General features: G+C 70.9%; 28 protein-coding genes. 13 read left to right on the top strand and 15 right to left on the bottom strand.

From position 1 onward, the window contains the following. Positions 1-457 precede the first annotated feature (457 nt). From ABD810_RS33730 to ABD810_RS33720, 3 genes are all read right to left on the bottom strand, one after another. Positions 458-1,108, bottom strand: a complete 651-nt coding sequence (locus tag ABD810_RS33730) for a TetR/AcrR family transcriptional regulator (protein ID WP_344950280.1) — start codon at positions 1,106-1,108, stop codon at positions 458-460. Between the two features lie 170 nt (positions 1,109-1,278). Next, a complete protein-coding gene (locus tag ABD810_RS33725; RefSeq protein WP_344950277.1) occupies positions 1,279-1,602 on the bottom strand; it encodes a DMT family transporter in 324 nt (107 codons plus the stop codon). Between the two features lie 55 nt (positions 1,603-1,657). After that, positions 1,658-2,512, bottom strand: coding sequence for a DJ-1/PfpI family protein (locus ABD810_RS33720; protein WP_344950274.1), 855 nt, complete (start codon positions 2,510-2,512; stop codon positions 1,658-1,660). A 241-nt stretch (positions 2,513-2,753) separates the two neighbouring features. On the opposite strand from ABD810_RS33720, the gene ABD810_RS33715 reads away from it, so the two are divergent. Together ABD810_RS33715 and ABD810_RS33710 are read left to right on the top strand one after the other, a co-directional pair. Further along, positions 2,754-3,794, top strand: a complete 1,041-nt coding sequence (locus tag ABD810_RS33715) for a GlxA family transcriptional regulator (protein ID WP_425567001.1) — start codon at positions 2,754-2,756, stop codon at positions 3,792-3,794. 43 nt (positions 3,795-3,837) lie between these two features. Beyond that, positions 3,838-4,824, top strand: a complete 987-nt coding sequence (locus ABD810_RS33710) for a radical SAM protein (RefSeq protein WP_344950268.1) — start codon at positions 3,838-3,840, stop codon at positions 4,822-4,824. Positions 4,825-4,968: 144 nt separating this feature from the next. Here ABD810_RS33710 and ABD810_RS33705 read toward each other — a convergent pair whose 3' ends face one another. Together ABD810_RS33705 and recD2 are read right to left on the bottom strand one after the other, a co-directional pair. Beyond that, positions 4,969-6,168, bottom strand: coding sequence for a L,D-transpeptidase (locus ABD810_RS33705; RefSeq protein WP_344950265.1), 1,200 nt, complete (start codon positions 6,166-6,168; stop codon positions 4,969-4,971). Positions 6,169-6,437: 269 nt separating this feature from the next. After that, positions 6,438-8,654 (bottom strand): SF1B family DNA helicase RecD2, encoded by a 2,217-nt coding sequence (gene recD2 / locus ABD810_RS33700; protein ID WP_344950262.1) that lies wholly within the window; start codon positions 8,652-8,654, stop codon positions 6,438-6,440. Between the two features lie 141 nt (positions 8,655-8,795). Here recD2 and ABD810_RS33695 point away from each other — a divergent pair, with 141 nt between their 5' ends. Then, positions 8,796-10,148, top strand: a complete 1,353-nt coding sequence (locus tag ABD810_RS33695; protein WP_344950259.1) for a serine hydrolase domain-containing protein — start codon at positions 8,796-8,798, stop codon at positions 10,146-10,148. Between the two features lie 24 nt (positions 10,149-10,172). Here the strand turns inward: ABD810_RS33695 and ABD810_RS33690 are convergent, their stop codons facing one another. The 4 genes from ABD810_RS33690 to ABD810_RS33675 all read right to left on the bottom strand — a co-directional run bounded on the left by ABD810_RS33690 (position 10,173) and on the right by ABD810_RS33675 (position 13,351). After that, entirely contained in the window at positions 10,173-11,045 is an 873-nt protein-coding gene (locus ABD810_RS33690) for a class I SAM-dependent methyltransferase (RefSeq protein WP_344950256.1), read from the bottom strand. A gap of 195 nt (positions 11,046-11,240) precedes the next feature. Next, positions 11,241-12,158, bottom strand: coding sequence for a nitroreductase/quinone reductase family protein (locus ABD810_RS33685; protein ID WP_344950252.1), 918 nt, complete (start codon positions 12,156-12,158; stop codon positions 11,241-11,243). Between the two features lie 453 nt (positions 12,159-12,611). Beyond that, entirely contained in the window at positions 12,612-12,791 is a 180-nt protein-coding gene (locus ABD810_RS33680; protein ID WP_344950249.1) for an AAC(3) family N-acetyltransferase, read from the bottom strand. A 14-nt stretch (positions 12,792-12,805) separates the two neighbouring features. Next, complete coding sequence (locus tag ABD810_RS33675; RefSeq protein ID WP_344950247.1) at positions 12,806-13,351, bottom strand: DUF302 domain-containing protein; 546 nt, start codon at positions 13,349-13,351, stop codon at positions 12,806-12,808. A gap of 323 nt (positions 13,352-13,674) precedes the next feature. Here ABD810_RS33675 and ABD810_RS33670 point away from each other — a divergent pair, with 323 nt between their 5' ends. Next, positions 13,675-14,196, top strand: a complete 522-nt coding sequence (locus ABD810_RS33670) for a GNAT family N-acetyltransferase (protein ID WP_344950244.1) — start codon at positions 13,675-13,677, stop codon at positions 14,194-14,196. Positions 14,197-14,244: 48 nt separating this feature from the next. On the opposite strand, the gene ABD810_RS33665 is transcribed toward ABD810_RS33670, so the two are convergent. Further along, positions 14,245-15,096 carry a phosphotransferase family protein gene (locus ABD810_RS33665; protein WP_344950241.1) on the bottom strand — a complete coding sequence of 284 codons (852 nt, stop codon included), beginning with the start codon at positions 15,094-15,096 and terminating at the stop codon, positions 14,245-14,247. Positions 15,097-15,167: 71 nt separating this feature from the next. Between ABD810_RS33665 and ABD810_RS33660 the strand changes: the two genes are divergently transcribed. The 6 genes from ABD810_RS33660 (at position 15,168) to ABD810_RS33635 (ending at position 20,489) form a co-directional block, all read left to right on the top strand. Beyond that, on the top strand, positions 15,168-15,383 hold the full coding sequence (locus ABD810_RS33660; RefSeq protein WP_344950238.1) for a helix-hairpin-helix domain-containing protein: 216 nt from the start codon (positions 15,168-15,170) through the stop codon (positions 15,381-15,383). Between the two features lie 28 nt (positions 15,384-15,411). Continuing rightward, complete coding sequence (locus ABD810_RS33655) at positions 15,412-15,543, top strand: helix-turn-helix domain-containing protein (RefSeq protein ID WP_425567000.1); 132 nt, start codon at positions 15,412-15,414, stop codon at positions 15,541-15,543. 612 nt (positions 15,544-16,155) lie between these two features. Beyond that, positions 16,156-16,512: a MerR family transcriptional regulator gene (locus ABD810_RS33650; protein ID WP_344950235.1), complete on the top strand. Its 357-nt coding sequence runs from the start codon at positions 16,156-16,158 to the stop codon at positions 16,510-16,512. A gap of 268 nt (positions 16,513-16,780) precedes the next feature. Then, on the top strand, positions 16,781-17,914 hold the full coding sequence (locus tag ABD810_RS33645) for a lipase family protein (protein ID WP_344950232.1): 1,134 nt from the start codon (positions 16,781-16,783) through the stop codon (positions 17,912-17,914). Further along, entirely contained in the window at positions 17,911-19,059 is a 1,149-nt protein-coding gene (locus tag ABD810_RS33640; protein ID WP_344950229.1) for a caspase family protein, read from the top strand. The genes ABD810_RS33645 and ABD810_RS33640 overlap by 4 nt, the downstream gene beginning before the upstream one ends. Next, a complete protein-coding gene (locus ABD810_RS33635; protein ID WP_344950227.1) occupies positions 19,056-20,489 on the top strand; it encodes a hypothetical protein in 1,434 nt (477 codons plus the stop codon). The genes ABD810_RS33640 and ABD810_RS33635 overlap by 4 nt, the downstream gene beginning before the upstream one ends. Positions 20,490-20,504: 15 nt before the next feature. Here the strand turns inward: ABD810_RS33635 and ABD810_RS33630 are convergent, their stop codons facing one another. Together ABD810_RS33630 and ABD810_RS33625 are read right to left on the bottom strand one after the other, a co-directional pair. Next, on the bottom strand, positions 20,505-21,119 hold the full coding sequence (locus ABD810_RS33630; protein ID WP_344950225.1) for a histidine phosphatase family protein: 615 nt from the start codon (positions 21,117-21,119) through the stop codon (positions 20,505-20,507). A 127-nt stretch (positions 21,120-21,246) separates the two neighbouring features. Then, complete coding sequence (locus ABD810_RS33625; RefSeq protein ID WP_344950223.1) at positions 21,247-22,494, bottom strand: PEP/pyruvate-binding domain-containing protein; 1,248 nt, start codon at positions 22,492-22,494, stop codon at positions 21,247-21,249. Positions 22,495-22,554: 60 nt separating this feature from the next. Between ABD810_RS33625 and ABD810_RS33620 the strand changes: the two genes are divergently transcribed. Next, positions 22,555-22,950, top strand: coding sequence for a DNA-binding protein (locus ABD810_RS33620; protein WP_344950220.1), 396 nt, complete (start codon positions 22,555-22,557; stop codon positions 22,948-22,950). Next, a complete protein-coding gene (locus ABD810_RS33615; RefSeq protein WP_344950218.1) occupies positions 22,947-23,582 on the top strand; it encodes a transcriptional regulator in 636 nt (211 codons plus the stop codon). Before ABD810_RS33620 ends, ABD810_RS33615 begins: the two co-directional genes overlap by 4 nt. 2 nt (positions 23,583-23,584) lie before the next feature. Here the strand turns inward: ABD810_RS33615 and ABD810_RS33610 are convergent, their stop codons facing one another. After that, on the bottom strand, positions 23,585-24,805 hold the full coding sequence (locus tag ABD810_RS33610) for an MFS transporter (protein WP_344950215.1): 1,221 nt from the start codon (positions 24,803-24,805) through the stop codon (positions 23,585-23,587). A gap of 133 nt (positions 24,806-24,938) precedes the next feature. Here ABD810_RS33610 and ABD810_RS33605 point away from each other — a divergent pair, with 133 nt between their 5' ends. Then, entirely contained in the window at positions 24,939-25,874 is a 936-nt protein-coding gene (locus ABD810_RS33605) for a LysR family transcriptional regulator (RefSeq protein WP_344950213.1), read from the top strand. A 7-nt stretch (positions 25,875-25,881) separates the two neighbouring features. Here ABD810_RS33605 and ABD810_RS33600 read toward each other — a convergent pair whose 3' ends face one another. Both ABD810_RS33600 and ABD810_RS33595 read right to left on the bottom strand, forming a co-directional pair. Next, a complete protein-coding gene (locus ABD810_RS33600) occupies positions 25,882-26,379 on the bottom strand; it encodes a DUF2510 domain-containing protein (protein ID WP_344950210.1) in 498 nt (165 codons plus the stop codon). Between the two features lie 47 nt (positions 26,380-26,426). Continuing rightward, the gene (locus ABD810_RS33595; protein ID WP_344950207.1) at positions 26,427-26,567 is read right to left on the bottom strand and encodes a hypothetical protein; all 141 of its coding nucleotides are present in this window, start codon (positions 26,565-26,567) and stop codon (positions 26,427-26,429) included. Positions 26,568-26,745: the final 178 nt, after the last annotated feature.

The raw sequence follows: 26,745 nt of genomic DNA, 5'->3' as shown, positions 1-26,745 counted from the left end.
GGTGGACGGCACACAGTGGGACCCGTCGAGCAGGCCGGGGACTTTGGGTCAGTGGGTGCGGGCGCGTAGGTGGGCCCGTTCGCCTTGGGGTCCGAATAGGACGAGCAGTTCTACCGGGTGGTCGTCCTCGGGGCGGAGCCAGTGCGGGAGGTGGGTGTCGAACGCGGCGACCTCGCCGGGGCCAGTACCAGGCGCTGATCCCCCAGCAGCAGGCGCAACCGGCCCGCCAGGACATAGACCCACTCGAAGCCCTCGTGGGTCTTCAGATCCGGCTCGACGCTCGTGGGCCTGGGAGGGATCACCAGCTTGTGTGCCTGTACACCGCCGGGCCCGCTCCTCGCCGAAACCGGCGGGGCCCTGCACGCGGGTACGGCGCTGGACCTGGGCTGCCAGGTGCAGGCCCTGCGCCGCATGCTCTTCACGATCATCGGCGACGCCGAGGACCGGGGATCGGCGCCTATGACTCACCTGGGGAAACGCCGATGGTGTGCAGGGCCTGGACCAGGAGCGTGTGGGCTTCGGTGGTGGCCTCGGGGCGGCTCTCGACCAGGTACTCCATCCACAGCCCGGCCAGCAGGACGCCGATCATCCGGGCCACGTGCCGAGTCGGCGGGTATCCGGCCCGGCGCAGCATCTCCCCCACGATCGCGTCGCAACCGTCGGTCCAGTCGCGGGCGATGGCCTGCAACGCCGGGTCGCGGCCGGCCTGAAGGTAGAGCTCCCACAGGCCGAGCTGGCGCAACCGGTCGTCTTCGTGTCCCGGCCCGGTGTCGGGTGCCATCGCCACGGCCAGCGCGGTGGCGAGCTCCTCTGGGGAGCCGGATCCGGTGGAGGTCACCGCTCGCACCCGGGCGCGCATGCCGTCCAGCTCCCCGGTGACCAGCAGGGCGAAGGCCTCGGCGACCAGCTGATCGCGGGAGGCGAAGTAGTAGGTGGTCGCGGCGAGCGGGAGCCCGGCCCGCTGGGCCACCGCCCGGTGGGTGACGGCGGTGAAACCCCCTTGTTCCAGCAGGCCGACCGCGGCCGCCAGCAGCGCCGCGCGCCGCCGCCGGCCACGCTCCTGCGCGGGCCGCCCGACATGCGAAGCTCCGGCTGGAGCCGACTGCACGACCCGCGAGCCTCCGCCCGCAGACGGCTGCGCGATCTGCGAAGCTTCCACCGCAGGCGGATGCGCAATCTGCGAAGCTCCAGACGCGGGTGATGGCGCGCCGCCGCGCTTCCGCCCCTCGGGTGAAGGGTCGGACGCCGTAGGCGGTGGGGCGGCGGGCTCGGGGGCGGTCAATGGGCGCCGGCCAGGTTGAGCAGGATGACACCGCCGATGATCAGGAGGATTCCGGCGACCTTGGCCAGGTTCATCCCCTCGCCAAGGAACAGCACCCCGATCACCGCGATGGCCGCCGTGCCGGCGCCCGCCCAGACGGCGTAGGCGACGCCGACCTCCATCTGGAGTTTCAGGGCCCGGGCAAGCAGGACGAAGGAGGCGAGGTAGCCGATCACCACCACCACCGCCCAGCCCTTGTGGGCGAAGCCGTCACTCAGCTTGAGCGCTGAGGTGGCCAGCACCTCCGAAACTATCGCGCCGGCGAGCAGCAACCACGGCATGAGATTGGCCTCCCTGCGTCACGACCGGCGGCAATACCGGTACATATGTACCACTTTAACCGGTGAGGCGCTCGACCAGTGCCGGGTGATCGGGCAGCGCGGTCTTGATCATCTGCTCGATCCAGGGCGCCTGCCCGGCCGGATCGACCCCGCTCCAGTCGAGCGCGCCAAGGGGAGGCTCGGGGTCGTACTCGATGACGAGCTGGACCAGCCTGGCCGCCGGCTCGCCCGCCAGTCGTTCCACCAGGTGCAGGGCCAGGTCGATACCCGCCGACACCCCGGCCGCGGTGATGACGGGCCCGTCCCGCACCCAGCGCCGGGTGACCGGGGTCGCGCCGAACCGGCCCAGCAGGTGCCGGCAGGCCCAGTGGGTGGTGGCCTCCCGGCCTTCCAGCAACCCCGCCGCGCCGAGGATCAGCGACCCGGTGCAGACCGAGGCCATGATCTCGGCGTGCTCGGCGGCGTGGCGCAGCCATGCCAGCAGGTTCTCGTCGGCCAGGGCGGCGAACGTCGGCACCTGCCCGCCCGGCACGATCACCGCGTAAGGCTCGCGCACCTGGTCGAAGGTGTGGTCGGCGGCGATCGACAGCGGGGTGTCGGTGGGCAGCGCCGCGATCCGCTCGGCCACCACGACGGTGCGGAAGGAGGGATCGAACTGGGACAGGGCGCTCAGCACCTGCAGGGGCCCTACCAGGTCGAGCGGCGTGATCCCCGGATACAGGACGAAGGCCAAGGTCTTCACCGCCGGCGGGACGCCGGACCCGGACGAGCCGTCCTCAGCGTCCTGAAGTCCCCCGGTTTCCTGCCTGCCCTCGGTGTTCTCGATGTTCTCCGGGCTTCCCTTGTTCTCGATGCTTCCGTTGTTCTGGGTGCTTCCGCTGTTCTCGCTGTTCTGCGCGGTCTCAGGCATGGGCTCACCTTGCCGCCGCCTTCGGCCGCAGGGCAACGACGGCCCGGGCTCATGTCCGGTTTCCTGCGAACCCTGTCCTACTGCCAACCCACCCACGGGCCGGAAGGGCGGTAACGTGCCCATTTAGGCGCCCGGCTGCCGGAGGCGATGACCCCCCTTCCGCCCCGGCGGCCTTGAGGAAAGGAGCGCCACCGTGACCTCGCTCAGGGACGCCGCGCCCACGTCCGCCGCGGGCGCCGGTGTGCCCGCGCATGGCCGGGGCCCGGAGCGCCTGTTCGTGGTCGTCGGGTACGACGACGCCGAACTGCTCGACATCGCCTGCGTGACGACCAGCCTGGAGACGGCCAACCGGCTGGGCGCCCGGCCGCCGTACCGGATCCTGCTGGCCACCCCGGGCGGGAAGGGCGTCGGCTGCTCCACCGGCCTGAAGCTGGAGGGACAGCAGATCCTGGAGCGGCTCAAAGGGCCGATCGACACGCTGCTGGTCTCCGGCGGGTACGGCCACGAGCGTGCCGCCGCCGACACCAGGTTGACCGCCCACGTCCGCAGGCTCGCCGCCGAGAGCAGGCGGGTGGCGTCCGTGTGCACGGGCGCCAGCGTGCTGGCCGCCGCCGGTCTGCTGGCGGGCAGGAGGGTCACGACCCATTGGGCGTGGGCGCGGCGGCTGGCCGACCGCAACCCAGGCGTCGAGGTGGACCCCGCGCCGCTGTTCATCCGTGACGGCCAGGTGTACACCTCCGCCGGTGTCACCAGCGCGCTCGACCTCACCTTGGCCTTCATCGAGGACGACCACGGCGCCCGGCTGTCCCGCTGGGTGGCCCGCGCACTGGTCACCTACCTGCAACGGCCCGGCAACCAGGCCCAGATGAGCATGTTCGTCTCCGCGCCGCCCCCCGAGCACGCCCTGGTGCGGCGGCTGGCCGAGTACATCGCCACGCACCTGGATGAGGAGCTGGACACCGCGACGCTGGCGGCGCGGGCGGGGGTGAGCGAGCGGCACCTGCACCGGCTGTTCCTGGAGCATCTGGGGCACAGCCCTGCCCGGTTCGTCCGCCGCGCCCGGACCGAGGCGGCCGCCCACCTGCTGTCCTCCACCACGCTTCCGGTGTCGGCCGTGGCCCGGCGCTGCGGGTTCGGGTCCGCCGAGACACTGCGCCAGGCCTTTCTCGACATCTACGGCGTGCCGCCCTCGCGGTACCGGATGGCGTACGGGCCGGCCGCCCAGGACGGCGCGGCCGGGGACCCCATGCCACGGGACCCGTTTCCCCTGTCGGCGTGGTGAGATCGCTTGCCATGGGTATCGAATACGTGTTCCACTGTTGGTCATGCGTTTCGACGCCCTTCCCCTTGTCGAGGACACCCCCGTGGCGCGGCCGCGGATAGAGCGGAGAGCGGTTCGCCGTGCCTCGGGTGACACGACCTTCTACGAGGTGCCGGCGCGCACGATCATCGACCGGGTGCCGGAGGCCGTGGGCCTGGACATCTCCTGGGCGGTCAGCCCTTACCGGGGGTGCGCCCACGCCTGCCTGTACTGCGCGGCCCGCCGCGGCCATCGCTACCTGGGCCTCGACGGTGAGCGCGACTTCGGCTCGGCCATCGTGGTCAAGACCGACGCGGCCAGGCGGCTGCGGGCGGAGCTGGCCTCGCCCCGGTGGGCCGGCGAGCCGGTGGGCATCGGCCTGAGCGGCGACTGCTACCAGGAGGCCGAGCAGACCTACCGGCTGATGCCCGGCATCGTGTCCGCGCTGCGTGACGCCGGCAATCCGTTCCGGGTGATGACCAAGAGCGCGCTGATCCTGCGTGACGCCGAGCTGCTGGCAGAGGCGGCCGAGGTGGCCGAGGTCGAGGCGCGGGTGTCCATCGGCTTCGTCGACGACCGGCTGCGCCGCGCGGTCGAGCCGGGTGCGCCCAGCGCGCAAAAGCGGCTGGAGCTGTGCGCCGAGCTCGGCGAGCGCGGGGTGCCGTCCGGGGTGCTGATGGGCCCGATCCTGCCGTGCCTGACCGACTCGGAGGACCAGTTACGGGCGGTGGTGCGGCGCGTGGCCGAGGCCGGTGCGGTCAGCCTCACGCCGTTGGTGTTGCAGCTGCCCGCCGGAGCCCGCGAGTGGTACCTGCGGTGGCTGGCCGAGGAGCATCCCCGGCTCGTGCCGCGCTATGAGGAGCTGTACGGGGCGGGGCCGCTGGCCGCCGATGACTACCGGCGGCGGGTCGTCGGCCGGGTGAACGAGCTCGCCCGCCTGTACGGGATCGGGGCGCGGCGCGCGGCCTGGCAGGCCCGCCGCACCGTCGATCGCCAGCTCGCCCTGCTGTGACGACTCGGCTGGAACGACTTCGCTGCTGTGACGACTCCGCTGTAACGACGCCACTGTAACGACTTCGCTGTGACGGCCGATCGCGGGGCCGTCGATATCTAAGGGCGTGCCCGTGACGGGCGGGGTTGCGGCGAGGGGCGCCGGCTAGCCGTCCAGCGCGCTGCCCTTCTTCCACTGCTTGAAGGGCAGCTGCCAGAAGCCCCAGCCGTTGTTCCACTCCAGCGCGCGGTTCGTTCCGACGATCTTGACGACGTCGCCGCGGTGGAAGTTGTCGTAGTAGAACCTGGCCTGGTCGGGGCGGGCGTTGATGCAGCCGTGGCTGACGTTGGCGCGGCCCTGCGAGCCCACCGACCAAGGGGCGCCGTGGACGTACTCACCGCTGTTGGAGATGCGGACGGCGTGGTTGACGATCTCCTTGTAGTAGCCGGGGTCGCCCTTCTTCTTCCCGGGGGAGATCATGGTGACCGGGTTGCCACGCTCCATCGTCAGGTGGACGCCGTTGGTGGTGGTGTACTCGCGCGTGGTGGCCTTGCCCGCGCTGATCGGCATCCTCTGCACGACCTTGCCGTCCTTGCGGACGACCATGGTGTGGGTGCGGGTGTTGACGGTGCTGATCCAGGCCGCGCCGATCTTCATCGTGGTGGCGTAGTTCTTGACGCCGTACATGCTCTTGCCGGCGCGCACGCCCTCCAGGCGGGCGGAGAACTTGACCTTCTGGTGCGCGGGCCAGTACTTGGCGGGCCGGTAGATGGCCAGGGTGTCGTTGATCCACCGCCAGGCGCCGGTCACCGGCTTTTCCGCGGTGACCTCCAGCGACTCCTCCACGGCCTTCTTGTCGCCGACCGCCTGGTTGAACGTCACCATGATCGGCATGCCGACGCCCACCGTCTCACCCTTGCGGTTGGGCGTGACGTCGGCGATGCGCAGTTCCTGCGCGGGCTTGAGTGTGGTGAAGGAGCTGGTGACCTCCGCTGGGCCTCCGCTGCCGCTGGCCTTGGCCGAGACGGTGTAGTCGCTGGAGGGCTTCAGCGGGCCCTTGGAGATCCACTTGGTGCGGCCGGCGTCGAACTCGCCCTTAAGGACCTTGCCCCCGCCCTGGACGGTGACCTCCTGCAGCTCCCCGTTGCTGGCGGTGACCACGACGCTCTTGTCCGGGCGCACCTTGCTCGCGCCCTTCACCGGGCTGATCTTGATCTCGGGAGCGGGTGTCGCGGGCGCGCTGGTGCCACCGCCACCGGCAGGGCCGGACGAGGAGGGACCGGTGCCGCTTGTGCACGACACGGCGAGCAGACCGGTCATCACCATGGCCAGGCCGGCGATCGGAGTCCTCAGACGTTGACGCATGTCCGGCACAGACCTCTCCCCCACGGCGGCAAAGTGCTATGAAAAAAACCTTAATAGGGATCCGAACCTGAACGTACCGCTTTTGGGGGAGTTAGATTACATTTCGGCCACCTCGCTGCGGGAATGCGGGCACGGAACGGCAACGGCGCGCCGTCAAGCATCCAATGAGACTGTCAGGGATGACACAGTCAAAGGCGTGCAGATACGTAACCCATCGTGTACGCATGCGAAACGGAGCGTTTCTATATCACCGGGGAAACACCTGGGGCTCAGTCCTGGCGTAGCCGGTGGGTCAGGCTGGTGTGCCGGCGCCCCGCCCCGCGTGTCCGTACGGCCTGCGCGAGCGCGCGCCGGGAGCCGACGAGCACCACCAGCTTCTTGGCGCGGGTGACGGCGGTGTAGAGAAGGTTGCGCTGCAACATCATCCAGGCGCTGGTGGCCAGGGGGATCACCACGGCGGGATATTCGCTGCCCTGCGAACGGTGGATGGAAACGGCGTAGGCGTGGGCCAGCTCATCCAGCTCGTCGAAGGCGTATTCGACGCTCTCATCCTCGTCGGTGAGGACGGTCAGTTTGCTTTCCTCCGGGCGCAGGTCGGTCACCACCCCGACGGTGCCATTGAACACCCCGGCGGCGCCCTTGTCGTAGTTGTTGCGTAGCTGGGTGACCTTGTCGCCGATCCGGAACACCCGGCCGCCGTACCGCCGCTCCGGCATGCCTTCCCGTGCGGGTGTCAGCGCCTCCTGCAGGGCGGTGTTGAGGTTTCCCGCGCCGGCGGCGCCGCGGTGCATCGGGGCGAGCACCTGCACGTCGCGGCGGGGGTTCAGCCCGAACCTGCGCGGGATGCGCCGCGCGACCACATCGACGGTCAGCGCGGCGATCTCCTCGGGCTCCTCGCAGGGGAACAGGAAGAAGTCGCCCATGCCCTCCAGCGCCGGATGCAGCCCGGTGTTGATGCGGTGGGCGTTGACGACCACCCCCGACTGCTGGGCCTGGCGGAAGATCTGGGTCAGCCGCACCCGAGGGATGGTGTCGGCGGCGAGCAGGTCGCGCAGCACCTCTCCGGCACCGACCGAGGGCAGCTGGTCGACATCGCCCACGAACAGCAGGTGCGCCCCGGCGGCGACCGCCTTGACCAGCTTGTTCGCCAGCAGCAGGTCGAGCATGGAGGCCTCGTCGACCACCAGCAGGTCGGCGTCCAGGGGGTTCTCGCGGTCGAACGTCGCCTCGCCGCCGGGGCGTAGCTGCAGCAGCCGGTGGACGGTGGTGGCCTCGTGGCCGGTCAGCTCCGACAGCCGCTTGGCGGCCCGGCCGGTGGGGGCGGCGAGGACGACCTTGGCCTTCTTGGCGCGAGCCAGGGCCACGATGGAGCGCACGGTGAAGCTCTTGCCGCAGCCGGGCCCGCCGGTCAGCACGGCGACCTTGGAGGTGAGCGCCAGCCGCACCGCCTCGGACTGCTCGGGGGCGAGGTCGGCGCCGGTCTGCCCGCGCAGCCACCCGAGCGCGGCGGTCCAGTCGACGCCGCCGAAGGCGGCCAGCCGGTCGTGCCCGGAGTCGAGCAGGCGCCGCAGGCTCGCCGCCAGCGACAGCTCGGCGCGGTGGAAGGGCACCAGGTAGGTCGCGGGCACCACGCCGTCGCCGGCCGGGACGTCCTCGCGGATCACGCCCTCGGCGGCGACCAGCTCCTCCAGGCAGCTGCTCACCAGCTCCGGCGCGACCTCCAGGATCTTCACCGCGTCGCCGATCAGGTTGGGCGCGGGAAGGTAGCAGTGGCCGTCGTCGGCGCCCTGGGACAGGGTGTAGCGCAGGCCGGCCTTGACGCGTTCGGGACTGTCGTGGGGGATGCCGACCGCCTGGGCGATGGTGTCGGCGGTCTTGAAGCCGATGCCCCACACGTCGTCGGCCAGCCGGTAGGGCTCGTTTCTGACCACGGTGATGGAGCCGTCGCCGTACTGCTTGAAGATGCGCACCGCGATCGAGGTGGACACCCCGACCCCCTGCAGGAAGATCATCACTTCCTTGATGATCTTCTGTTCCTCCCAGGCGGCGGCGATCATCTTGGTGCGCTTGGGGCCGAGGCCGGGCACCTCCACCAGCCGCTCAGGCGCGCTCTCGATCACCTCGAGCGTCTGCACCCCGAAATGGCCCACGATGCGCTCGGCCATCTTCGGGCCGATGCCCTTGACCAGCCCCGACCCCAGGTAACGCTGGATGCCCTGCACCGTCGCAGGCAGGACCGTGGTGTAGGACCAGACCTCGAACTGCTTGCCGTACTTGGGGTGGGAGCTCCAGCGGCCCGTCAGGCGAAGGGTCTCCCCCACCTGCGCGCCCAGCAGCGGGCCGACCGCGGTCACCAGGTCGGCGCCGCCTCGCTCCACCGCCACCCGGGCGATGGTGTAGCCGGTCTCCTCGTTGGCGTAGGTGATGCGCTCGAGCACGGCGCCGAGCTCGAGGCCGGGGGGACGTCCTTCCGCCGACGTGGTCATGGCGGGTATTCTCCCCCAACCCGGGCCGGGCGCGGTGCGGCGTGCCGGGCGCACCGGCTTGTCTCCCGGCTGTTAGGTAGATCCCCGGTAATGTGGCAGGCGTTTCCAGCAGCGGCTTGGCGAAACGGGGAGGGCGGCCGGATGGCGACGGTTCTGGAGGGTACGGCTCGCGCGCTTCTGCGCCGGGTGGCGATCGAGCAGGCCGAGGCGCGGATGCCCTCGCTGGTCGCGATGGTCCTGCGCGACGGGCGGCCGGTCTGGTTCGGCGCCCGTGGCACGGTCGAGGGCGCGGCCCCCACCACCGCCACCCAGTACCGCATCGGCTCGATCACCAAGTCCATGGTCGCCGTGCTGGTGATGCGGCTGCGTGACGAGGGCCTGCTCGACCTGAACGACCCGCTGGGCAAGCACGTCTCGGCCACCCCCGTCGGGGACGTCACCATCGCCCAGCTGCTCTCGCACACCGGGGGGCTCACCGCCGAGCCGCCCGGCCCCTGGTGGGAGCGCACCCCAGGGGTGGAGATCGACGCCCTGACCGGGGCCCTTGACGCCCAGACCGCCCGGCATCGCCCCGGCCGCAGGTTCCACTACTCCAACCTCGGTTTCGCGCTGCTCGGCGAGCTGGTCGCGCGGCACCGCCGCACCGGCTGGGCCGAAGCGGTGACGGAGGAGATCCTCCAGCCGCTCGGCATGTGCGACACCACCACCCGGCCGCGCGAGCCGCACGCCCGCGGGTACGCCGTGCATCCCTGGGCCGACGTGCTGCTGCCCGAGCCCGAGCACGACGCGGTGGCCATGGCCCCCGCCGGCCAGCTGTGGTCCAGCTCCACCGACCTGGCCCGGTGGGCGGCGTTCATCTCCTGTGGTGATGAGAAGGTGCTGCGACCGGCCACGCTGGCCGAGATGCGCGAGCCCGCCACCGTCGACGACGGCGACGCCTGGAGCGGCGGCTTCGGTCTTGGCCTGCAGCTGTCTCGCCATCGAGGGCGGCGCCTGACCGGGCACGGCGGTTCGATGCCGGGGTTCCTCGCGGTGGTGTGGGCCGACCCCGCCGACGGCAGCGGCGTGCTGTGCATGGCCAACGCCACCTCCGGCCTGCGCGCGTCGGTCGCCACCGACCTGCTGGACATCATGGACACCCTCGAACCGCCCATCCCCCGCGAGTGGGCGCCCGCCCCCGTCGACACCGGCCTGCTGGAGCTCACCGGACCCTGGTACTGGGGGCCGGCCGCCTACGTGCTGCGCCTGCTGCCCGGGCACGACGTGTCCCTGACCCCCATCAGCGGGCCGGGCCGCTCCTCCCGGTTCGCCGCGCAGGCCGACGGCACCTGGCTCGGCCTCGACGGCTACTACGCCGGGGAGACCATGCGCCTGGTCCGCCGCGCCGACGGCTCGGTGAGCCACCTCGACGTCAACACCTTCGTGTTCACCCGGCAGCCCTACGACCCCTCCGCACCCGTCCCCGGAGGTGTGGAGGAGTCCGGCTGGCGCTGACCTCAGGCGCCGTTCACGGGCTGATCAGCGACGTCCGATGTGCACCGTGGACACGCTGAGCAGGAACAGATCGGGGCGGTGGGCGACGCTGAGCGGGTCGGCGGGGTCCAGCAGCCGGTCCAGGGCGGCGAGGTCGTCGGCGGCCAGGTACTCCTCGGCCATCGACCGGGCGTCGCGCAGCCGTTCGAACAGGTACTCGCGCACGTGGGGGTCGACCGGCGCGGGCAGGTCCAGCAGGAAGGACCTGCTGGGGTGCGGCGTGAGCCCGGCGGCCGCCAGCTGCACGGGCCAGTCGTACACCGGCCGAGGAGCCTCCCACGTGGTGTGGTGCAGCCGGGAGGCCACGGCCTGCGACATCGCCGCGTCCAGCCGGCTGAACAGGCCCGGGTCCCCGACGCCGCACTCCCCCGGCAGGAACCGCGGGGACAGTCCCCCTTCGACCGCGACCAGCAGTCCTGCGGGACGTAGCCGCCCGGCCAGGTCGCGCAGGCCATGTGCCTGGTCGGGCAGGTGGTGCAGCACCCGGGCGGCCCAGATGATCTCGGCCTCGGGGAGCACGCTCAGGTCTCCGCCCAGGTCGGCGCACAGGGTGCCCACCCGGTCGCCCAGCCCCGCCCGGCCGGCCCGGGCGGTGGCGCGGTCCAGCAACGCGGCGGTGCCGTCGACCGCGGTGACCCTGGCGGATGGGAAGCGGCCCGCCAGCACGCAGGCGGCCACGCCCGGGCCGGAGCCGACGTCCAAGATGGTCTGGACCGGAGCGGGCACGGCCAGGGAGGCCACCCATTCGGCCGCGGCCTCGATCCAGGGCAGGCCGATCTCGCCCTCACGTTCCAGCCGGGCGCCGCGCGCCTCCCAGTCCCACCCGTCGCCGTGCCCCGCGTGTCGGTGATCTGCCACCCCGCCATCTTGGCGGGCCGTGACCACCGCTGTCACCAGCCATGGTCACCTTCTCGGCTCGCCGATTCCGGCAGGCGTCCTCGGGGGCGTCGCCAGGCGGTGCTCCACGTGGACGGGGTCAGCGGGTGGCGGCTCGCGTCCGCCTGCCAGACCCTGGCGGTGACGGGCCCCGGGGTGGGCCCGTCACCGCTCCGCTCAGGTGGTGCTGCCGGGTGCCGGCGCGGTGGGAGGCCAGGGGATCTCGGCCAGGACCGGGAGAAGCGACTGCTCCTCGTAGTCCAGGTGGGCCACCAGTTCCTGCGACATCCGGTCCAGCTCGGTGCGGAAACGCCCGGGGTCGGCGGTGCCGGCGTCGGCCAGCAGGGCGAGCAGCTCACCCTGGATACGTGCGACCGTCCGGTGTTCCTCGCGGAGCCGCTCCAGGGCGTCGCGCAGGTGGGGATGCCAGCCGGCGATTGCGGGGAAGACTTGCGCGTCCTCGCTGGTGTGGTGGAACTCCAGTGACTGGCAGAACGCCAGGCAGTGCTGCCGGAGTTGCAGTCCAAGCCCCGGCGCCGGCGGTTCGCCCGGGCCCTGGTGGGCCGCCCGCGCGGCGAAGTGGGCGTCGGCCTCGGCGCGCACGTGCCGCAACTGCGAGCGCAGCCAGGTATGGACCTCCACGAGCTTGCCGGCCAGGTCGGTGACCTCCCGCGGGCCCTCCCCCGGCGAAGGACGCTCCAGCACCACGACCGGCAGGATCCGGCTGGTGGCGGCCTGGTAGTCGGCGTACCCGGGCGCCGCCCGCACGATGTGCTCGAACAGCCGGTCACGCCGCGCGCCCTCGGCGGGGACAGCGATCGCCTCGAACACCTCGGTGCCCAGCTCCACCCGCACCATGGGATGGGCGAGCAGGTTGTGGTACCAGGCGGGGTGACGGGGCGCGCCGGCGGCGGACCCGACGACGAGCAGCAGGTCGCCGTCGCGGACGTAGCCGAGCGGAACGGTGTGCTCCTGTCCCGACTTCGCGCCGGTGGTGGTCAGCAGCAGTAGGTCGCCGCCCTCGAAGGGCCCGCCGACCTTTCCCCCGTTGGTTCGGAACTCCTCGATGATCGGTTGGTTGAACGATGTGGGCATACGGTGTCGAATCTCCAAAGAATCGCGTGGTCCGCGGTGATGGTGGATGACGGTGATCGCGCGCAGCGCGCGGCGACCGCACGCGAATCCCCGGTCCGGGGTGTGGACGGCCATTGGGCACGTGAAGCCGTGGACGTTCGCCGTTACGCGGCGGTCGCCGGGAGGCCTGTCGTGCCGAGGTCGCACGGCGACGCAGGGCAACGCTGTGCCCGGCACCACGAAGGACAGGGGACGACGTACGGAGGCGCGTACGTCAGGCGCAGGGTGCGGAGTAAGAACTCATGGCATCGCCCCTCGGTGAAAGGTGCCGCCCGATCACCGGCCCGCCCACTGCTCTTCGGCCGGTGTCACGCGACACGCGCACTATTACAGCCACCCGGTAGCCGCCCTGTCAACGCGGACGATCGCACGGGGACCCCGGCATCTCCGGGCCGCGCCTTCAGCGAAGGGCCGTCACGCCATGGGCCGGTGCTCGGCGATCCAGGCCGTCGCGAAGTCGACCAGGGCGCGCTGAGGCATCAGGCGAGCGGTCGCGTTCCCCACCCGGCCGACCGGCAGCCCGACGCCGGCCTCGAACGCCGCGCCGAGGTCTTCGAAGTCGTCCTCGTTCTCCGGTACGTCGGTCCAGGTCATCCACCGGGCCGGAATCAGGCGCTGTGCGAGGTGAGAACGGGCGGCACCGGCACCTGGAGGTATTCGAGCAGCGCGGCGAGTTCCTGGTCGAGCAGGTATCCGACCCTGGTGATCTCGGGGTCGCCGAAGCTGGAGAACCGGGTGCCCGGCTGGTCCACGGTGAACCAGGTCTCCCCTTCCGCGTCCTCGTAGATCGCCGTGCGGAGAGGGGCGTACAGCAATATCGCGGGATTGCGGTGGAACATGCGCTGGGCGATCGTGTGGTTTCCCATCAGGTACTGCACGCAGCGCCACCGGTCCCCCGACAGCCGCAGAATCGGGCCGAAGTCCGCGCTCCAGTAAATGAGGAAGTCGTGCGGAGCGTTCTCGGCCGTCGCCTCGATGACGGTGTCCCAATCCGCGTTGTCGTCGGCGAGCCGTGCGAAGCGTTCGGCGTCGAACTCCGGGACGGCTTGTTCGTAGCGGGCGCGGAAGGCGTCGAACGGTTCACCGACCGCGATGGCCAGGCGGTTGACCTCATGGGAAACGGCTTCTATCCGTTCGTGTGCCGGCTGGGACATGATTCCCCCGAGACGTTCTTCGATCACAACGGGTGTGACCGTCCACGGGCACGACACACCTGCTCTGGCGAACCATCGACGTCCGCTGCCCGACCTTTGCCCATCGGGGAGAACACGCCGGCGGGGTTCGCGACGACTCGGGGGCCGCTTCCGGCGCGGCTACCGGTCCGCGGCCCGCCTCACCACCGGCCTTCCCGAGCAGCGCTACCTGGAGAGCCGGGCCGCCCGGCCGGCCCCGGAAGGCCACGCCGATCGATCCGCCTGAACCGGGGCCTCGTGCGGGTGTAGTAGTAGATGCCATAGTTCGAGACATCGGGGATGGTATGTCGGCAGGGGAACCGGTGGTCCGCGCGGCCGCGCACGAGGACCTGGAAGCGATCAGCGCGATCTACACGCATTACGTCACCGGCAGCGTCGCCACCTTCGAGGAGAACCCGCCCACCACGGCGGACTGGGCGCGCCGGCTGGAGGATCTGGCCGGCCGGCGACTGCCGTTCCTGGTCGCCGACGTGGACGGCCAGGTGGCCGGATACGCGTATGCGAGCCCATGGCGTCCCAAACCGGCCTACCGGTACACGGTGGAGGACTCGATCTACCTGGCGCCCGGCTGGACCGGCAGGGGCTTGGGGCGGGCGTTGCTCGACCGGCTCCTCACCGACTGCGCGCGAGCCGGCACCCGGCAGGTGATCGCGGTCATCGCCGACACCGGAGACGAGGCCTCGGTGGCCTTGCACCGCGCGTTCCGGTTCCGCGACGCGGGCCGGCTGACGGGCGTCGGACGCAAGCACGGACGCTGGGTCGACACGGTGCTCATGCAGCGCGACCTGTCCACCAACGGCGCCTGACCAGCGCCCCCGAGGCCAGAGGCCCGGTCGTGGGCGAAGACCCGGGTCCTAGGCGAAGGTCCAGGCGAGGTGGGCCAGAGCGGCGTCCGCGTACTGACGGGCGCCGGTGGTCACCCCGTAGACGATGTCCTCGATGAGACGGCAACGGGCGTAGAAGACGGCTCGCTCCCGGCCGGCCTCGTCCCAGTCGCCCTGGTCGTGGGCGAGCGCCAGGTCGAACACCTCCGGACCCAGGTCCCGGTAGATCAGCGCGAGATCGCGCACCGGATCGGCCAGGGCCGCGTCGCCCCAGTCGATGACGCCTGTGACGGTGTTCGCCTCGACGTCCACCAGCACGTGCTCGGCGCCCAGGTCGTTGTGGCAGAACCTCAGCGCGGGCGGTTCCGCCGGCGGCGTGCGCCCGAGGAAGTCCTCCACCAGACGGCGAGCGCTCGCGGGCATGTACCCCACGATCTGCTCGTAGTCCCGTTCGGCGTCCTGCCGCCACGACGTGAGCGGGTAGGTGTCCCGCTCCACCAGGTTCGCCACCCTGTCCACCGGGGTCTGGTGCAGGCGGCCGGCGAACCCGCCCAAGGTGGCCGCCAGCCGCTCGGGCTGGGCCACCGGGTGCTCGTTCAGCGGAAGTCCGGGGAGCTTCCTGTACGCCAGGGCGCCCGCCTCGACGTCGGCGAAGACGGGCTCGGGGACCGGCAGCGTCGACCACTCGGCCACCACGGCCAGCAGCTCGGCCTCACGCCGGATGGCTTCGCCGCGACCGGCCGGATCCTTGCTCATACGGATGACCAGCTCGCCGTTGACCTCGTACGCGAGGTTGTCCAAGCCCTCACCCAGCACGGTGAGGGACCTGACCTCGTAACCGGGAAGGTGCCGGGCCAGCAGTGCGCGGGTCTGCGGGATCACACCCGCACCCTAACCACCCACCGGCCTCCCGGCGCGCACTAGCATGGGCCCAGACGCGAGAAGGGAGCGCCGTGACGACCGAGCGAGGCGACGAGCCGCACAGTGACCTGCCGAGCGAGCTGTCCGCGCCGGCACACAGAGCGCTCACCCAGGCCGGCTACCGGCGTCTGGAGCAGCTGACCCAGGTGAGCGAGGCGGAGGTCGCCCGCATGCACGGCGTAGGGCCAAAGGCACTGGCCCAGCTCCGCCTCGCTCTCCAACATCGCGGCCTGTCGTTCAACGACTGAACCTGCTGTGACCTCGGTATAACCGGCCATGGTGATCGTTGCTCGATGGGTCCGGCCCGAGGTGGTGCGCAAGGCACACGTGAGCCGGTCGCTGGCCAAGCTCGGGCTGGTCAACCGCGTGCAGGTCGCCATCATGGTCCACGAGGCCGGCCTCCTGTAACGGCAAGGCGTTCTCGTGTCATCCCGGCTCCAGCGGCCACGCGAGCAGGTCAGACGGTCGCGACCTCATTCGCCACGCTGGAAGCGGCCTGACCCTGCATGATGCAGGATCGAAAATCTGTAGCGGCCACAGTAGACATTCACCCGTCTTGCGGCTAGTGTTTCCGACATCGCAAGGAACGACTTAACGGGCAGCGCAGAAATCAGCACCACGACGAACTGCCCGGTTGAGCTGGATGACGGAAGTGAACGGCAGAAGGTCGGACGTGCCGGGGCCAGTGCAGTTGCTAGGGGTCCCGGCCGTGGACGCGCTGCCGCGGCGGCCAGACGGGCCGTCGTAGCTGGAAAGTTCGAAGTCGAGAAACGAAGAAAGGAGTGTTGAACGCCATCAGGATCGCCCGTTGCCGGCTGAGTCATGCCGCTCGGGTGCCGCAGCTCCACGGATTGGAAGGTGGTCTACGGTCACGCATATGCGATCCCCGCATCCCCGCCGTCAAGGCCGGTCGATGCGGAATACAGGAAGCCGGCCAGGTGGCCGGTAGATGGTGTTGAACCTCTTTGGGCCCCGGTGCCGATCGGCACCGGGGCCCCTGTCGGCGTTACGGAAGGCTTGATGGATCAACCGCATTTGGCCGTAAGCGGCACCACGCCCGGCGGCGGACCCGATGACAAGTTCGACGACGAGGACTACCCCGCCTACAGCATGGGCCGGGCCGCGGAGATGCTCGGAGTCACGCCGGCGTTCCTGCGCAGTCTGGGTCTCGCCAAGCTCATCTCGCCCCAGCGCTCCAGCGGCGGTCACCGCCGCTACTCGCGATACCAGCTCCGCCTCGCCGCCAGAGCCAGGGAGCTGGTCGACCAGGGCACACCCCTGGAAGCCGCCTGCCGCATCATCATCCTGGAAGACCAGCTCGCCGAGGCGTTGCGCATCAACGCGGAGCTGAAGCGCGGCACGCCTCCACACGGGTGACCCGAAGACCGAGGCGGCGGCGAACTGTAGGGCCTGGGTCCCGGCTGGACGGGCGATCGACTCACATAGCCGCTGAACTGCCTGGGTGAGATCTCGACAGGCGCAGTGTCCCGAGTTCGCCGAGTTGCTCGACGGTGGCGATGGGCGGCTGCACGGTCAGGGTCTCCCTACCCCGGCCGTCGCCGTGTCCTCCTCAAGCCGTACGGAGAAGGACGAAGGAGCTTGCAAGGTCCGCGCCGGAAGGTTATGCAGGTGCGGAGGTGGTGACATGCCGATCGTCTTCGTCCACGGCGTCGCGACGCGCCGCGATCCCGGATACGCGAAGTCGGAGGCCGCGCGGGCGGCGCTGATGCGCGGCTTCCTCGTGCCCGCAACGGGCCAGGTCCCCTTCTTCGCGCCCTACTGGGGAGGGCAGGCCGCCGCCTTCGCCTGGGAGCACGCCTCGCTGCCGCAGGGTGACGAGGAGGTCTTCGGGCCCGGCGAGGAGACGCCGGCGATCCTGCTGGGCGAGGTCTGGGAGTCCGAGCCACCACCGGATGACCGCGTCGTCCTCCAGGTGGCCCGCAACTCGTTCGCCGACGGGATCGACCTTCTCTTCGGCACGGCCGCGGAGGACGTCGACCCGGAGGAGGCGGACGGATTCGCGCGGCTCGCGGTGCGCGCCGCGAAACTGACCCGACCGGCCTGGCTGGACACCGCTCGGGACGACGTCGAGGTCATCAATCGGCTTGCCGAAGACCTGAGCGAAAGCGCGGACGAGGAGGAGGCCTTCGGGCCGGACCGGGCTCTGCTGCACGTCTATGAGGGACTCTCGCGGATCCGGGGCGCGGCCGGGCGGATGACCGGCCGGCTCGCCGTCAAGGCTCTGCGGCCGTCGCTCAACCGCTCGGCGTCGATGTTCCTCGGCGACATCCTCGTCTATCTTCGCCAGCGCGAGCGGCTCCGCGCCGACGGGCCGATCGCGACGACCATCGCCACTGATCTGCGTCGCGCCTGCGAGGCATGCACCGCGGATGATCCGCAAGTGATCGTCATCGCGCACAGCATGGGCGGCAACATCGTCTACGACCTGCTGTCCGGTCTGCGGCCCGACCTGTCCTGCGACGTCCTCGTGACGGTCGGGTCCCAGGTCGGGGTGTTCGCCGAGCTGGGATTGTTCGACGCGGTCCGGGCGCCCGCGAACCCCGCCACCGACCGGATTCCGAAGCCTCCCGGCGTCGATCGCTGGATCAACGTCTTCGACCTCAACGACATCCTGGGCTTCGCGACGGAGAGGATCTTCGACGGCGTACGGGATTTCCGGTACTCGACCGGCAAGGGCGCTTTCGCCGCGCACTCGACCTACTTCATCCGCCCGAGCTTCTATGACCGCCTCGCGACCCGGCTGAGAGAAGCCTCATGACGCGGATGTTCTTCGAGGCCGACCGGCCGGGACCGGCTATGCATGCGCTGGTCATCGGGGTCGGCGGCTATGCACACCTGCCCCATGGCGGCGGCCGGACGATCGCGGATCCGTTGCGCTACGGGAACCTGGGTCAGCTCACCTCGCCGCCCCGATCCGCGTTGGAGTTCGCGAACTGGCTCCGCGAGAGCGATCCGATCCGGTGGGCTGCCCCACTCGCCTCGATCGACCTCCGGATCTCTCCGGCGCCGGCGGATCCCGATCCCGGCGGACCGGGGGTCGGCTTTCCCGACGCGACCATCGACTCGATCACCGAGGCCTATGACGCCTGGAAGGAGCGCTGCGCGACCGACGAGAACAACGTCGCCGTCTTCTACTTCTGCGGGCACGGCCTGCAGAGCGAGGAACAGCTGCTGCTGGCCAGCGACTTCGGCCGGTACGAGGGGAACCACTTCCGCGGCGCGTTCGCGTTCGACAGCACCCGCGCCGGATTCCTGCAGCGTCCGCCTCGCACGCAGTGCTTCTTCATCGACGCCTGCCGCGAGGTGGTCCCCGGGGTGACCGCACCCCTCGGCGGGGCGACGGCGGATCCGCTCGACCGGCCGGACGCCACGCGCCGGCGACGCTGCGATCACGACCTCACGCTGCAATCCTCAACGCCGTTCGCGACCGCCCGGAGCCGGCCCAAGAACGTCTCGTACTTCACGGCGGCCCTGATAAAAGCGTTGAAGGGCGGCGCGGCGCTCACCGACGAATTCGCCGACTGGGTGGTGCGCACCGATCGCATCGCGATGGCGATCGACAGCCTGGTGGAGGCCGAGGCCGGACGGCCGATGCCCACCGCGAAGGGTCCCGCGTTCCTGCCCACGGTGCTCTACCGCCTCGACGGTCCCCCGGACGTCGAGCTCACGCTGGCCTGCGTACCCGAGCCCGCGCTCGGCCGGGCGACGCTGTTCTACGAGCCGCAACACTCCGGACGCGCCGTACGCACGCCGCCGATGCCGGAGAAATGGAAGGTCACCGTCAAGGCCGGGTATTACCGGATCGGCGCGGAGTTCGAGGACCACACCTACGACGCGGTGAGCCGAACCGAACTGATCAATCCGCCGACCACGGCGCAGACGCTGAGGACGGTCGGCCGATGAGCTTTCATCTCAACCTGCGGACCCACGAGCAGGCCCTGCGGGGCGTTCCGGTGGTGGTCGACGTGCTGGACGACGGCCTTCACGTGGTCGACCAGCGCACCGTCCGCGTGAACCAACGCTCCAGCTTCGACCTGCCGGCCGGCCAGTACGCGCTGCAGGTGACGCTGCCATCGGGCGACCGGCTGACGGAGACGGTCACCTCCGCGCCCGGCTCTCCCGACCACGACATCGCCCTCTGGGAGATCTCACCGCACGAGTCGATGCAACGCACGGTGGTACTCAAGAGCGGGCCGGCCGGCGGCGGCCGCAGGTTCACCGAGCCCGGCTTCCAGTCGCTCTGGGTTCGACTGTGGACGCGTGTCGACGGTGTGTGGGGTGTGGGTGCCTGGCCGGATGCGGTCGCCCACTGGGACGACGACGCGGTCGCTTATGTGTTCCCCACCGGTCGCCGGCCCCACATGCTGCAGATCGGCGGACCGCGGATCCCGTGGCGAATGGTCTCGCTGCCCGCCGCCGAGGAGCTGGAAGTGACCGTGCAACCGGCGGGCGACGAGCAGACGCCCAACGTCACGCTGACCGTGGCGACCGAAGACAACCTCGCCGAGGCGACCCTGGGGTACCTGACCGCCGGGGCCGTGACACACGCCGGGCTGATCAGTGACCAGGCCGAAGACCTGCTTAATCGCAAGACGACGAATCCGGCGGGGGCAGCGGTCGGTGGCTACTTCCTGCTTCGCACGAGCAGCCTGGAACGGCTGCACAACTGGCCCCGGAATCTCGCGAACTGGATGCAGTGGATGCCCGACGGCGCGCTGATCCACGCGTGGCAGCTGATCCGGGAGCAGCAGGAGTCCCGCGAACCGGTTCCCGCCCGTCTCGACGAGGCCCGCGAGTTGCTGCTCGTGACCGTCGAACGGGGGCTTCCCGTCTACACCGAGGGGCTCCGCCTGCTGGTTTCGGGTCTGAAGCTGTTCGACTTCCAGGCCGAGGGCGCCGACCCGGAGATCCGCGACGCGCTGGACCGGATCCGGCCGTTCGTGGCGGCAGCGGATCTGACCCAGCCCACTACCAGCTTCCTCGGCTCCGGCCCGTCGGTCGCGTCGACCGCGCCGGCCTACGGCCTGCCTCGCTCGCGTCGCGGACTGGCCATCGTGTACGACGTCGCGGTGGCCGACCTCGTCCCGCTGGGCCTCGTCGAGGCCGGCACGTCGCTGTGGCTGAATCCGCCTCCGGTGATCGGCCCGGCCGAGGCGCAGATGACACCGCACGGCACCGTCCGGCTGGCCGACGGCCGGGAGTTCACCGACCTCTTCGCCGCCGCGGCCGCGGCCAACCGGACCGACATCTGGTACTCGTGGGTCGCCGAGGACTCCGGTCCGCTGGCGTTCGCTCGCGACCGGGCGCGCCGGGGGCAGCTGCCGCCGCCGTGACCCAGACGAGCCACGTCACGGCCTCGTGCGTTCGGGGAACCCGGTCCAGCGCAGGTCGGGCGGGAGGTGGCTCATGTCGTTGAACATCACGATCGCGGGGGGCAGGCCGTTGCGGTACTCGATGACGGTCAGAGCGGTGTTGGCGCTGTTCAGTCCGAGCCACCGGGATGGCGGCGCGTCCAGGGCGTGCCGCATCAGCCACGCGATCTGGAAGGCGTGCGTCACCAGGACTTCGTGTGTATCGGGCCGGGTCTCTTTCGTGGCCGGGTCGGGGACCTTCGCGAACCGGGCGACCAGCGCCTCGGCGAGTCTATGGCCCGAGGCCACCTCGGCGTCGTCGTAACCGTCGAAGAAACCGGCCCAGGCCGGGGGCGTTTCGGCCGCACTGGGAACGTAGGGCACGTGGTCGACGAGTTCGGCTGCCTCGGTCACGGGCACGTTCGGGAGATGCCGGGCGATTTCGTGCGCGCTCGCGACGGCGCGTGGGAGCGGGGAGTGCCACACGGCGTCGACCGGTACGTCGGCGAGCCGTTCGCCCAGCAGGCCGGCCTGCCGGCGCCCGACGCCGGTGAGCTGCCCGAACGCGTCGGCCGCGCCGTGGCGTGCTATGTAGAGGTGTCGCGTTGTCATGAGTGGTCAGGGACGCGGTGTCCTTGGCGTGCCCGCGTCCCATCTCCTTCCGATCCATAGGTGTGGGTTCGGAGCCGGGATGCCTGAGAGGGCGGCTCTTGGTCTGGGAGAGACCGAGGATGATCGGTCACGCGTTGGCCCGCGTGACAGTGCCGGTGGTGCCGTCGATGGTGATGATGGTGCCGTCGTGGAGCCTGCCGGTCACGTTCGGGACGCCGAGCACGGCCGGGATGGCGTGCTCGCGAGCGACGATCGCGGCGTGGGAGAGCACGCCTCCGGTTTCGGTGATGACGCCGGCCGCGATGCGCAGCAGCGGCGTCCAAGCGGGGTCGGTGAAGGGGCAGACGAGGATGTCGCCGGGGCGCACGCGCGCGAAGTCGCCGGGGCCGCGCACGATTCTCGCGGTGCCGGTCACGGTACCGCGGCTGCCGGGTGTTCCGGTGAGTGCGGCGACCGGGGTGTCCGAGACAGTGGAAGGCGCCGATGGTGGTGGGGGTGCGGCGGTGACCGGCCGTGCTTGCAGAATCCAGGTGCGGCCGTCGGCGATCGCCCATTCGATGTCCTGCGGCCCACCGAGTACGGCGGCCATCTCCCTGCCCAGTTTGGCGAGCTGCGTGGCGGTCGCGTCGTCGATCGTCGGTCGGTCCCGGGCACGGGTGGGCACTTCGCGGATGACGAGCTGCGTGCCGCGCCGGTCAAGGCGGGTCTCTTTGCTCGCGAGGGTACGGGTGACCGACCCGTCGTCGGCGACGCGGTAGGCGTCGGGGGTGACCGTGCCCCCGACGATGCTGGGGCCGAGGCCCCAGGACGCCTCGATCCGGGTGGCGTCGTCCGGGTCCGCGGGGGTGAACATGACCCCGGACACCTCGGCGTCCAGGTGGCGTTGGACGATGACGGCCATCACAGGATCGCCGGACGGCCGGTCGTCGCGGCCGGAGGCGCCCCGGTAGTCGATGGCACGTGGAGAGAACAGCGAGGCCCAGCAGGCACGTACGGCATCGGCGACCTTGATGAGTCCGTGTACGGCAAGGAAGCTGTCGTGCTGACCGGCCGCCGATGCCTGAGCGGTGTCTTCATTCGCCGCCGATGATCTTACCGCCACGGGCGGATCGCCGAGCTCGTCGAGTGCGCGTCCCAGCGCGCCGATCAGGGTGGCGTCGACCGGACGGGCCTCGATCACCCTCCTCGCCGCGTCGAGATCGTCCGGCTCGCCGGCGAACCGCCCGAGGTCCAGGTCGCGGACGGCGGAGAGGTAGGCCGCGAACGAGACGACGAAGCCGTCAGGAACCGGCAGACCCGCGCGGAGCAGCGCACCGAGTGCGCCGGCCTTGCCCCCGCAGGTGTCGGCGACAGCGTCCATGAGGGGTACGATCACCCACCCCAACCTTTCAACATATTATTGACAATAATCCGTTGATTGTGCAGGGTGAGTTGCATGCCACGCAAGCACGACATCGCTCACAGCATGCGCACCGACCACATCCAGGCCCGCCATGAGCAGCACGCGCGTGAGCATCTTCTGAGCCTGGGCGCAGATGTGCTCGACGCCCGCCCCTGGCGCCCTTCGCCCGCCCCGCCGTCTGCGGTCGACCTCGCGCAGTTCGCCGTCTGGCGCTGCGCCGACCTGGACCCGCAGGGCATCCTGAGCGCGCTCGCCCTCCTGCCCGCCGCACGCGCCGAGGTCGAAGGACTCGAGGCCGCCCTGCTGTTCATGGCCCGCGGCGCCGGACTGACCTGGGCGCAGATGGCGCACGCGATGGGCTTCAACTCCCCGCAGGCGTGCCAGCAGTGGTACACCCGCCTGGCAGCGCGACAGGACGCCGGCTCGTGACGCGGGACTCCCCGCCCGACCTGCTGGTCCTGCACGCCGTGCGCGTCACCGGGTACGCGGACACCCCGGTGATCGCTCAGCGGTACGGGCTCGATACGGCCGAGACCAAAGAGATGCTGCACGACGCCGAGGCACGTGGGTGGGTCCAGCACACCGCCTTCGCCGGCACCGGAGGCTGGTCGCTGACCGAATCGGGCCGCACCGAGAACGAGCGCCGGCTCGCGGCCGAGCTCGCACGCGTCGGCGGTGCCGACGAGGTCCGTGACGTCTACCGCGGGTTCCTCCCGCTGAACGCCCTCCTGCTACGAGCCTGCACCGATTGGCAGCTCCGGCCCACCGCCGGCGATCGGCTCGCCATCAACGACCACTCCGATCCCGCTTGGGACGCGGGAGTCCTCCACGAGCTCGCGGGCATCGACCGCGCACTCCCGCCACTCGCAGAGCGGCTCGGGAGCGTCCTCACACGGTTCCGCGGTTACGACACACGATTCACCACGGCCCTGGCGCGCGCCCGAGCCGGAGAGGGCGCCTGGGTAGACCGCACCGACATCGACTCCTGCCATCGTGTCTGGTTCGAGCTCCACGAAGACCTCATCGCCACGCTCGGCCTCGACCGGAACGCGAAACCCTGACCTCACACTCCGGCGCGGAGAGAAGGGCGGCCGGGGAGCAGCAGCGGGGTCGCCAGCAGGAGCACGCCGGCCAGGCCGATGGCCGTACGCGGGCCGAGCAGGCCGCCCAGCACGCCCCAGACGGCCGTCAGGAGCGCGGTCGAGGCCTTGGTCGTCACCGCCCAGGCGGACAGCACGCGGGCGACCCGGTGGGTCGCGGTGCGCTCGAGGCGGTAGGTGGCGCAGACGGGGTTGAAGACCCCGCAGCAGAAGATGAGCCCGAGCTCGACGCCCATCACCAGCAGCAGCCCTCCGGTGCCCGGCCCCAGGAAGGCCAGGCCGACGGGCCAGAGCGCGCGCAGCGCCCCGGCCACGACCAGGACCTGGTGCTGCCCGAACCAGGTGACGAGCGGTCGGGCCAGCCGCGAACCGAGCAGCCCGCCGATCGAGGGCGCGGCGAAGGCGAGGCCGTACTGCCACGGTGCGAACCCGAGGTGGCCGAGCATCAGGACGGCCAGCAGCGGCTGGGTGGCCATCACCAGGCCGTTGAACCAGGCGGTGTTGAAGAGCAGCCGGCGCAGCGTCGCGTCGGCGAGGATGTACCGCCAACCGTCGAGCAGGTCCCCGGCCCGCATGCGCGCGGCCTCCCGGCGCCGGGGCCGCGGCTCGTGCCCGCCCATCGCGCCGATGCCCAGGGCCGACAGCAGGTAGCTGACCGCGTCGGCCACCACCGTCGCCACCGGGCCGAGGAGCCCGATCGCCGCGCCGCCCAGCGGTGGTCCGATGATCGTGGTCGTCCAGGCCGTGGACTCGAATCGGGCGTTGGCGACCAGCAGGTCCTCGGCCCGCAGCAGCGTCTTCAGGTACGCGCCGGAGGCGGCGCGGAAGGTGATGTCGGCCGCCGCGACGATGGCCGAGACCAGCAGGAGCTGAAGCAAGGTGAGCACACCGAGCGCGAACGCGGTGGGGATCGTCAGCAGCGCCGCGAACCGCACCAGGTCCATGGCGATCAGCACCTGCCGCTTGCGGCGGAACTCCACCCACGGGCCGAGCGGCACCGCCACGACCGCGCCCACCAGAGCCCCCACGCAGGAGAGCGCGGCGACCTCGGCCGGTCCGGCGTGCAATACCTGAATGGCGATCAGCGGGAACGCGCCGAAGGCGAGCCACGTACCGAGCGCGCTGGTCCCGTACGCTCCCCAGAGCCACCCGAAGCGCCGCCCCAGCCGATGTCCGCTCCTCACGCCCGACGCCCCCCGCTGCTCACCCGCACAACCGATCCGCGATCGGACGTATCAAAGCGCGCGCCATACCCAGGGATCAAACAACCACAAGGTCGTCGGCCACAACGAACGGTTGTACCCCTAGGGTGTCCGCATGGACCTCGACTCCGTCCGGACCTTCGTCGCCGCCGCCGACGCGGGGCGGTTCCAGGAGGCCGCCGCCGAGCTGGCGGTCACCCAGCAGGCCGTCTCCAAGCGCATCGCCGCGCTGGAGCGCATCCTCGGCGTGCGGCTGTTCACCCGCACCCCGCGCGGCGCCGAGCTCACCATTGACGGGCAGGCGTTCCTGCCCCACGCCCGCGAGCTGCTGCGCGTCGCCGAGCGCGCGGTCGCGTCTGTGCGCGCCGGCAGCCGTCCGCTGCGCGTCGACGTGATCGCCTCACGCAGCGGGGCGTCGGGCCTGATGCGCGGCTTCCACCGCGCGCACCCCGAGATCGAGCTCGACGTGGTGATGCTGTTCGATATCGAGACGGCCGTCGCCGCCATCCGGTCCGGTGTGATCGACGCGTCCTTCCGCGCCGTCGCCGTGCCCGGCCGGCTCCTTCCCGAGGACATCGAGTCCGTCCGGGTGCTCGACGAGGCGCTCCAGCTCCTCACCGGGCCCGCCCACGCGCTGGCGGGCTCCCGGTCGGTGACCGTCGCTCAGCTCGCCGGGCACCGGATCTGGATGCCGGGGATCGTCCCCGGTACCGAGTGGGCCGCCTACTATGACGATCTCGTCGCCGAGTTCGGCCTCGCCATCGAGGCGACCGGCCCCAACTTCGGCTCCGACGCGCTCCTCGACACCATCGCCGACACCCCGGCCCTGGCCACCTTCATGGGCGAGCAGACCCGCCTGGTGTGGCCCGCCGACCACGGCCTGCGCCGCATCCCGGTGACCGACCCGACGCCCGTCTACCCGCACTCGCTTTTGTGGCACCGCGACAACCCCCACCCGGCGCTGGCCACCCTCCGCGCCCACCTCGCCGCCACGGCGGCCGGTCACGACGCCGCCGGGACCTGGGCGCCGGGCTGGACCCGGCGCTCATAGCGACAGATCAGCGAGCGTCGACGCACGCCCCGACGAATGCTCCCTCACCTGAGGGATACCGAGCCTCTATCCCGGCCTTCACAAAAGCGGGCGGAATCGCATCGCAGAAGGTCCAGCGTTCAGTGGAGTCCGCGTCTCCGGCCTTCACGTTGACGTACGTAGCGAGTTCGTCGAGGATCTGGACCACCTGGTTCCGTTTAACCTCCTTGTCCCCCGGCATGACGAGCACCACCGGGTTGGCATCCCCGAAGAGCGCCACCGCTGTCGGAACCAGCCACCCCAGGGCCGCCAGGGCGAGAACGACTCCGATGACGGCGAGCCATTTTCCCGCCGAACCCTTCGACGGCCGGGGCGCGGCCGGCGGAGGTGCCTGCGGGGGTGGCGGAGCCGTCTCGGACGTCCAGCGGCCGCCGTCCCACCAGCGCAGGCACGGCTGGCCGCCGGGGTCGGGATAGTAGCCGGGCCGAGGCGGAACGGCGGGCTGCGGCTGCTGCGGTGTGTTCACTGCTTCTCTCCGCCTTCAACGTGCTGCCGCGAAAGGGCACCCGTGATCTAGTAGCGAAGGCAAGGTAGCAGTCCCTTGTCGGACAGGAAACCCGTCGCGCCGGACGGGGGGCGAAGGGCGGTCCCGGCGGGAAGCAGCGCGCCGGCCGCGACCAGCGCGCCCGCCATGCATGCGATTATTCTGCTCAACCGATCTCCTCCTTGAGCATGCGCTTATAGAGAAACGGGCCCCGGCGTTTCCGGGTCCACTAATCGACCAGTGCACAGGACCGGCCTGTCTTCGGGCTGTCTCCGTTCTTTCTCCTTTCTGTCGCCTCGTATTCCTGCAACCGTCCGCGCATGATCCACGGCTCACGGAAATGGTCGC

Source organism: Sphaerisporangium flaviroseum (assembly GCF_039537005.1).
Taxonomy (GTDB): domain Bacteria; phylum Actinomycetota; class Actinomycetes; order Streptosporangiales; family Streptosporangiaceae; genus Sphaerisporangium; species Sphaerisporangium flaviroseum.
The sequence above is the reverse complement of the archived record's forward strand: the minus strand, read 5'-3'. Positions and strand labels throughout refer to the sequence as shown.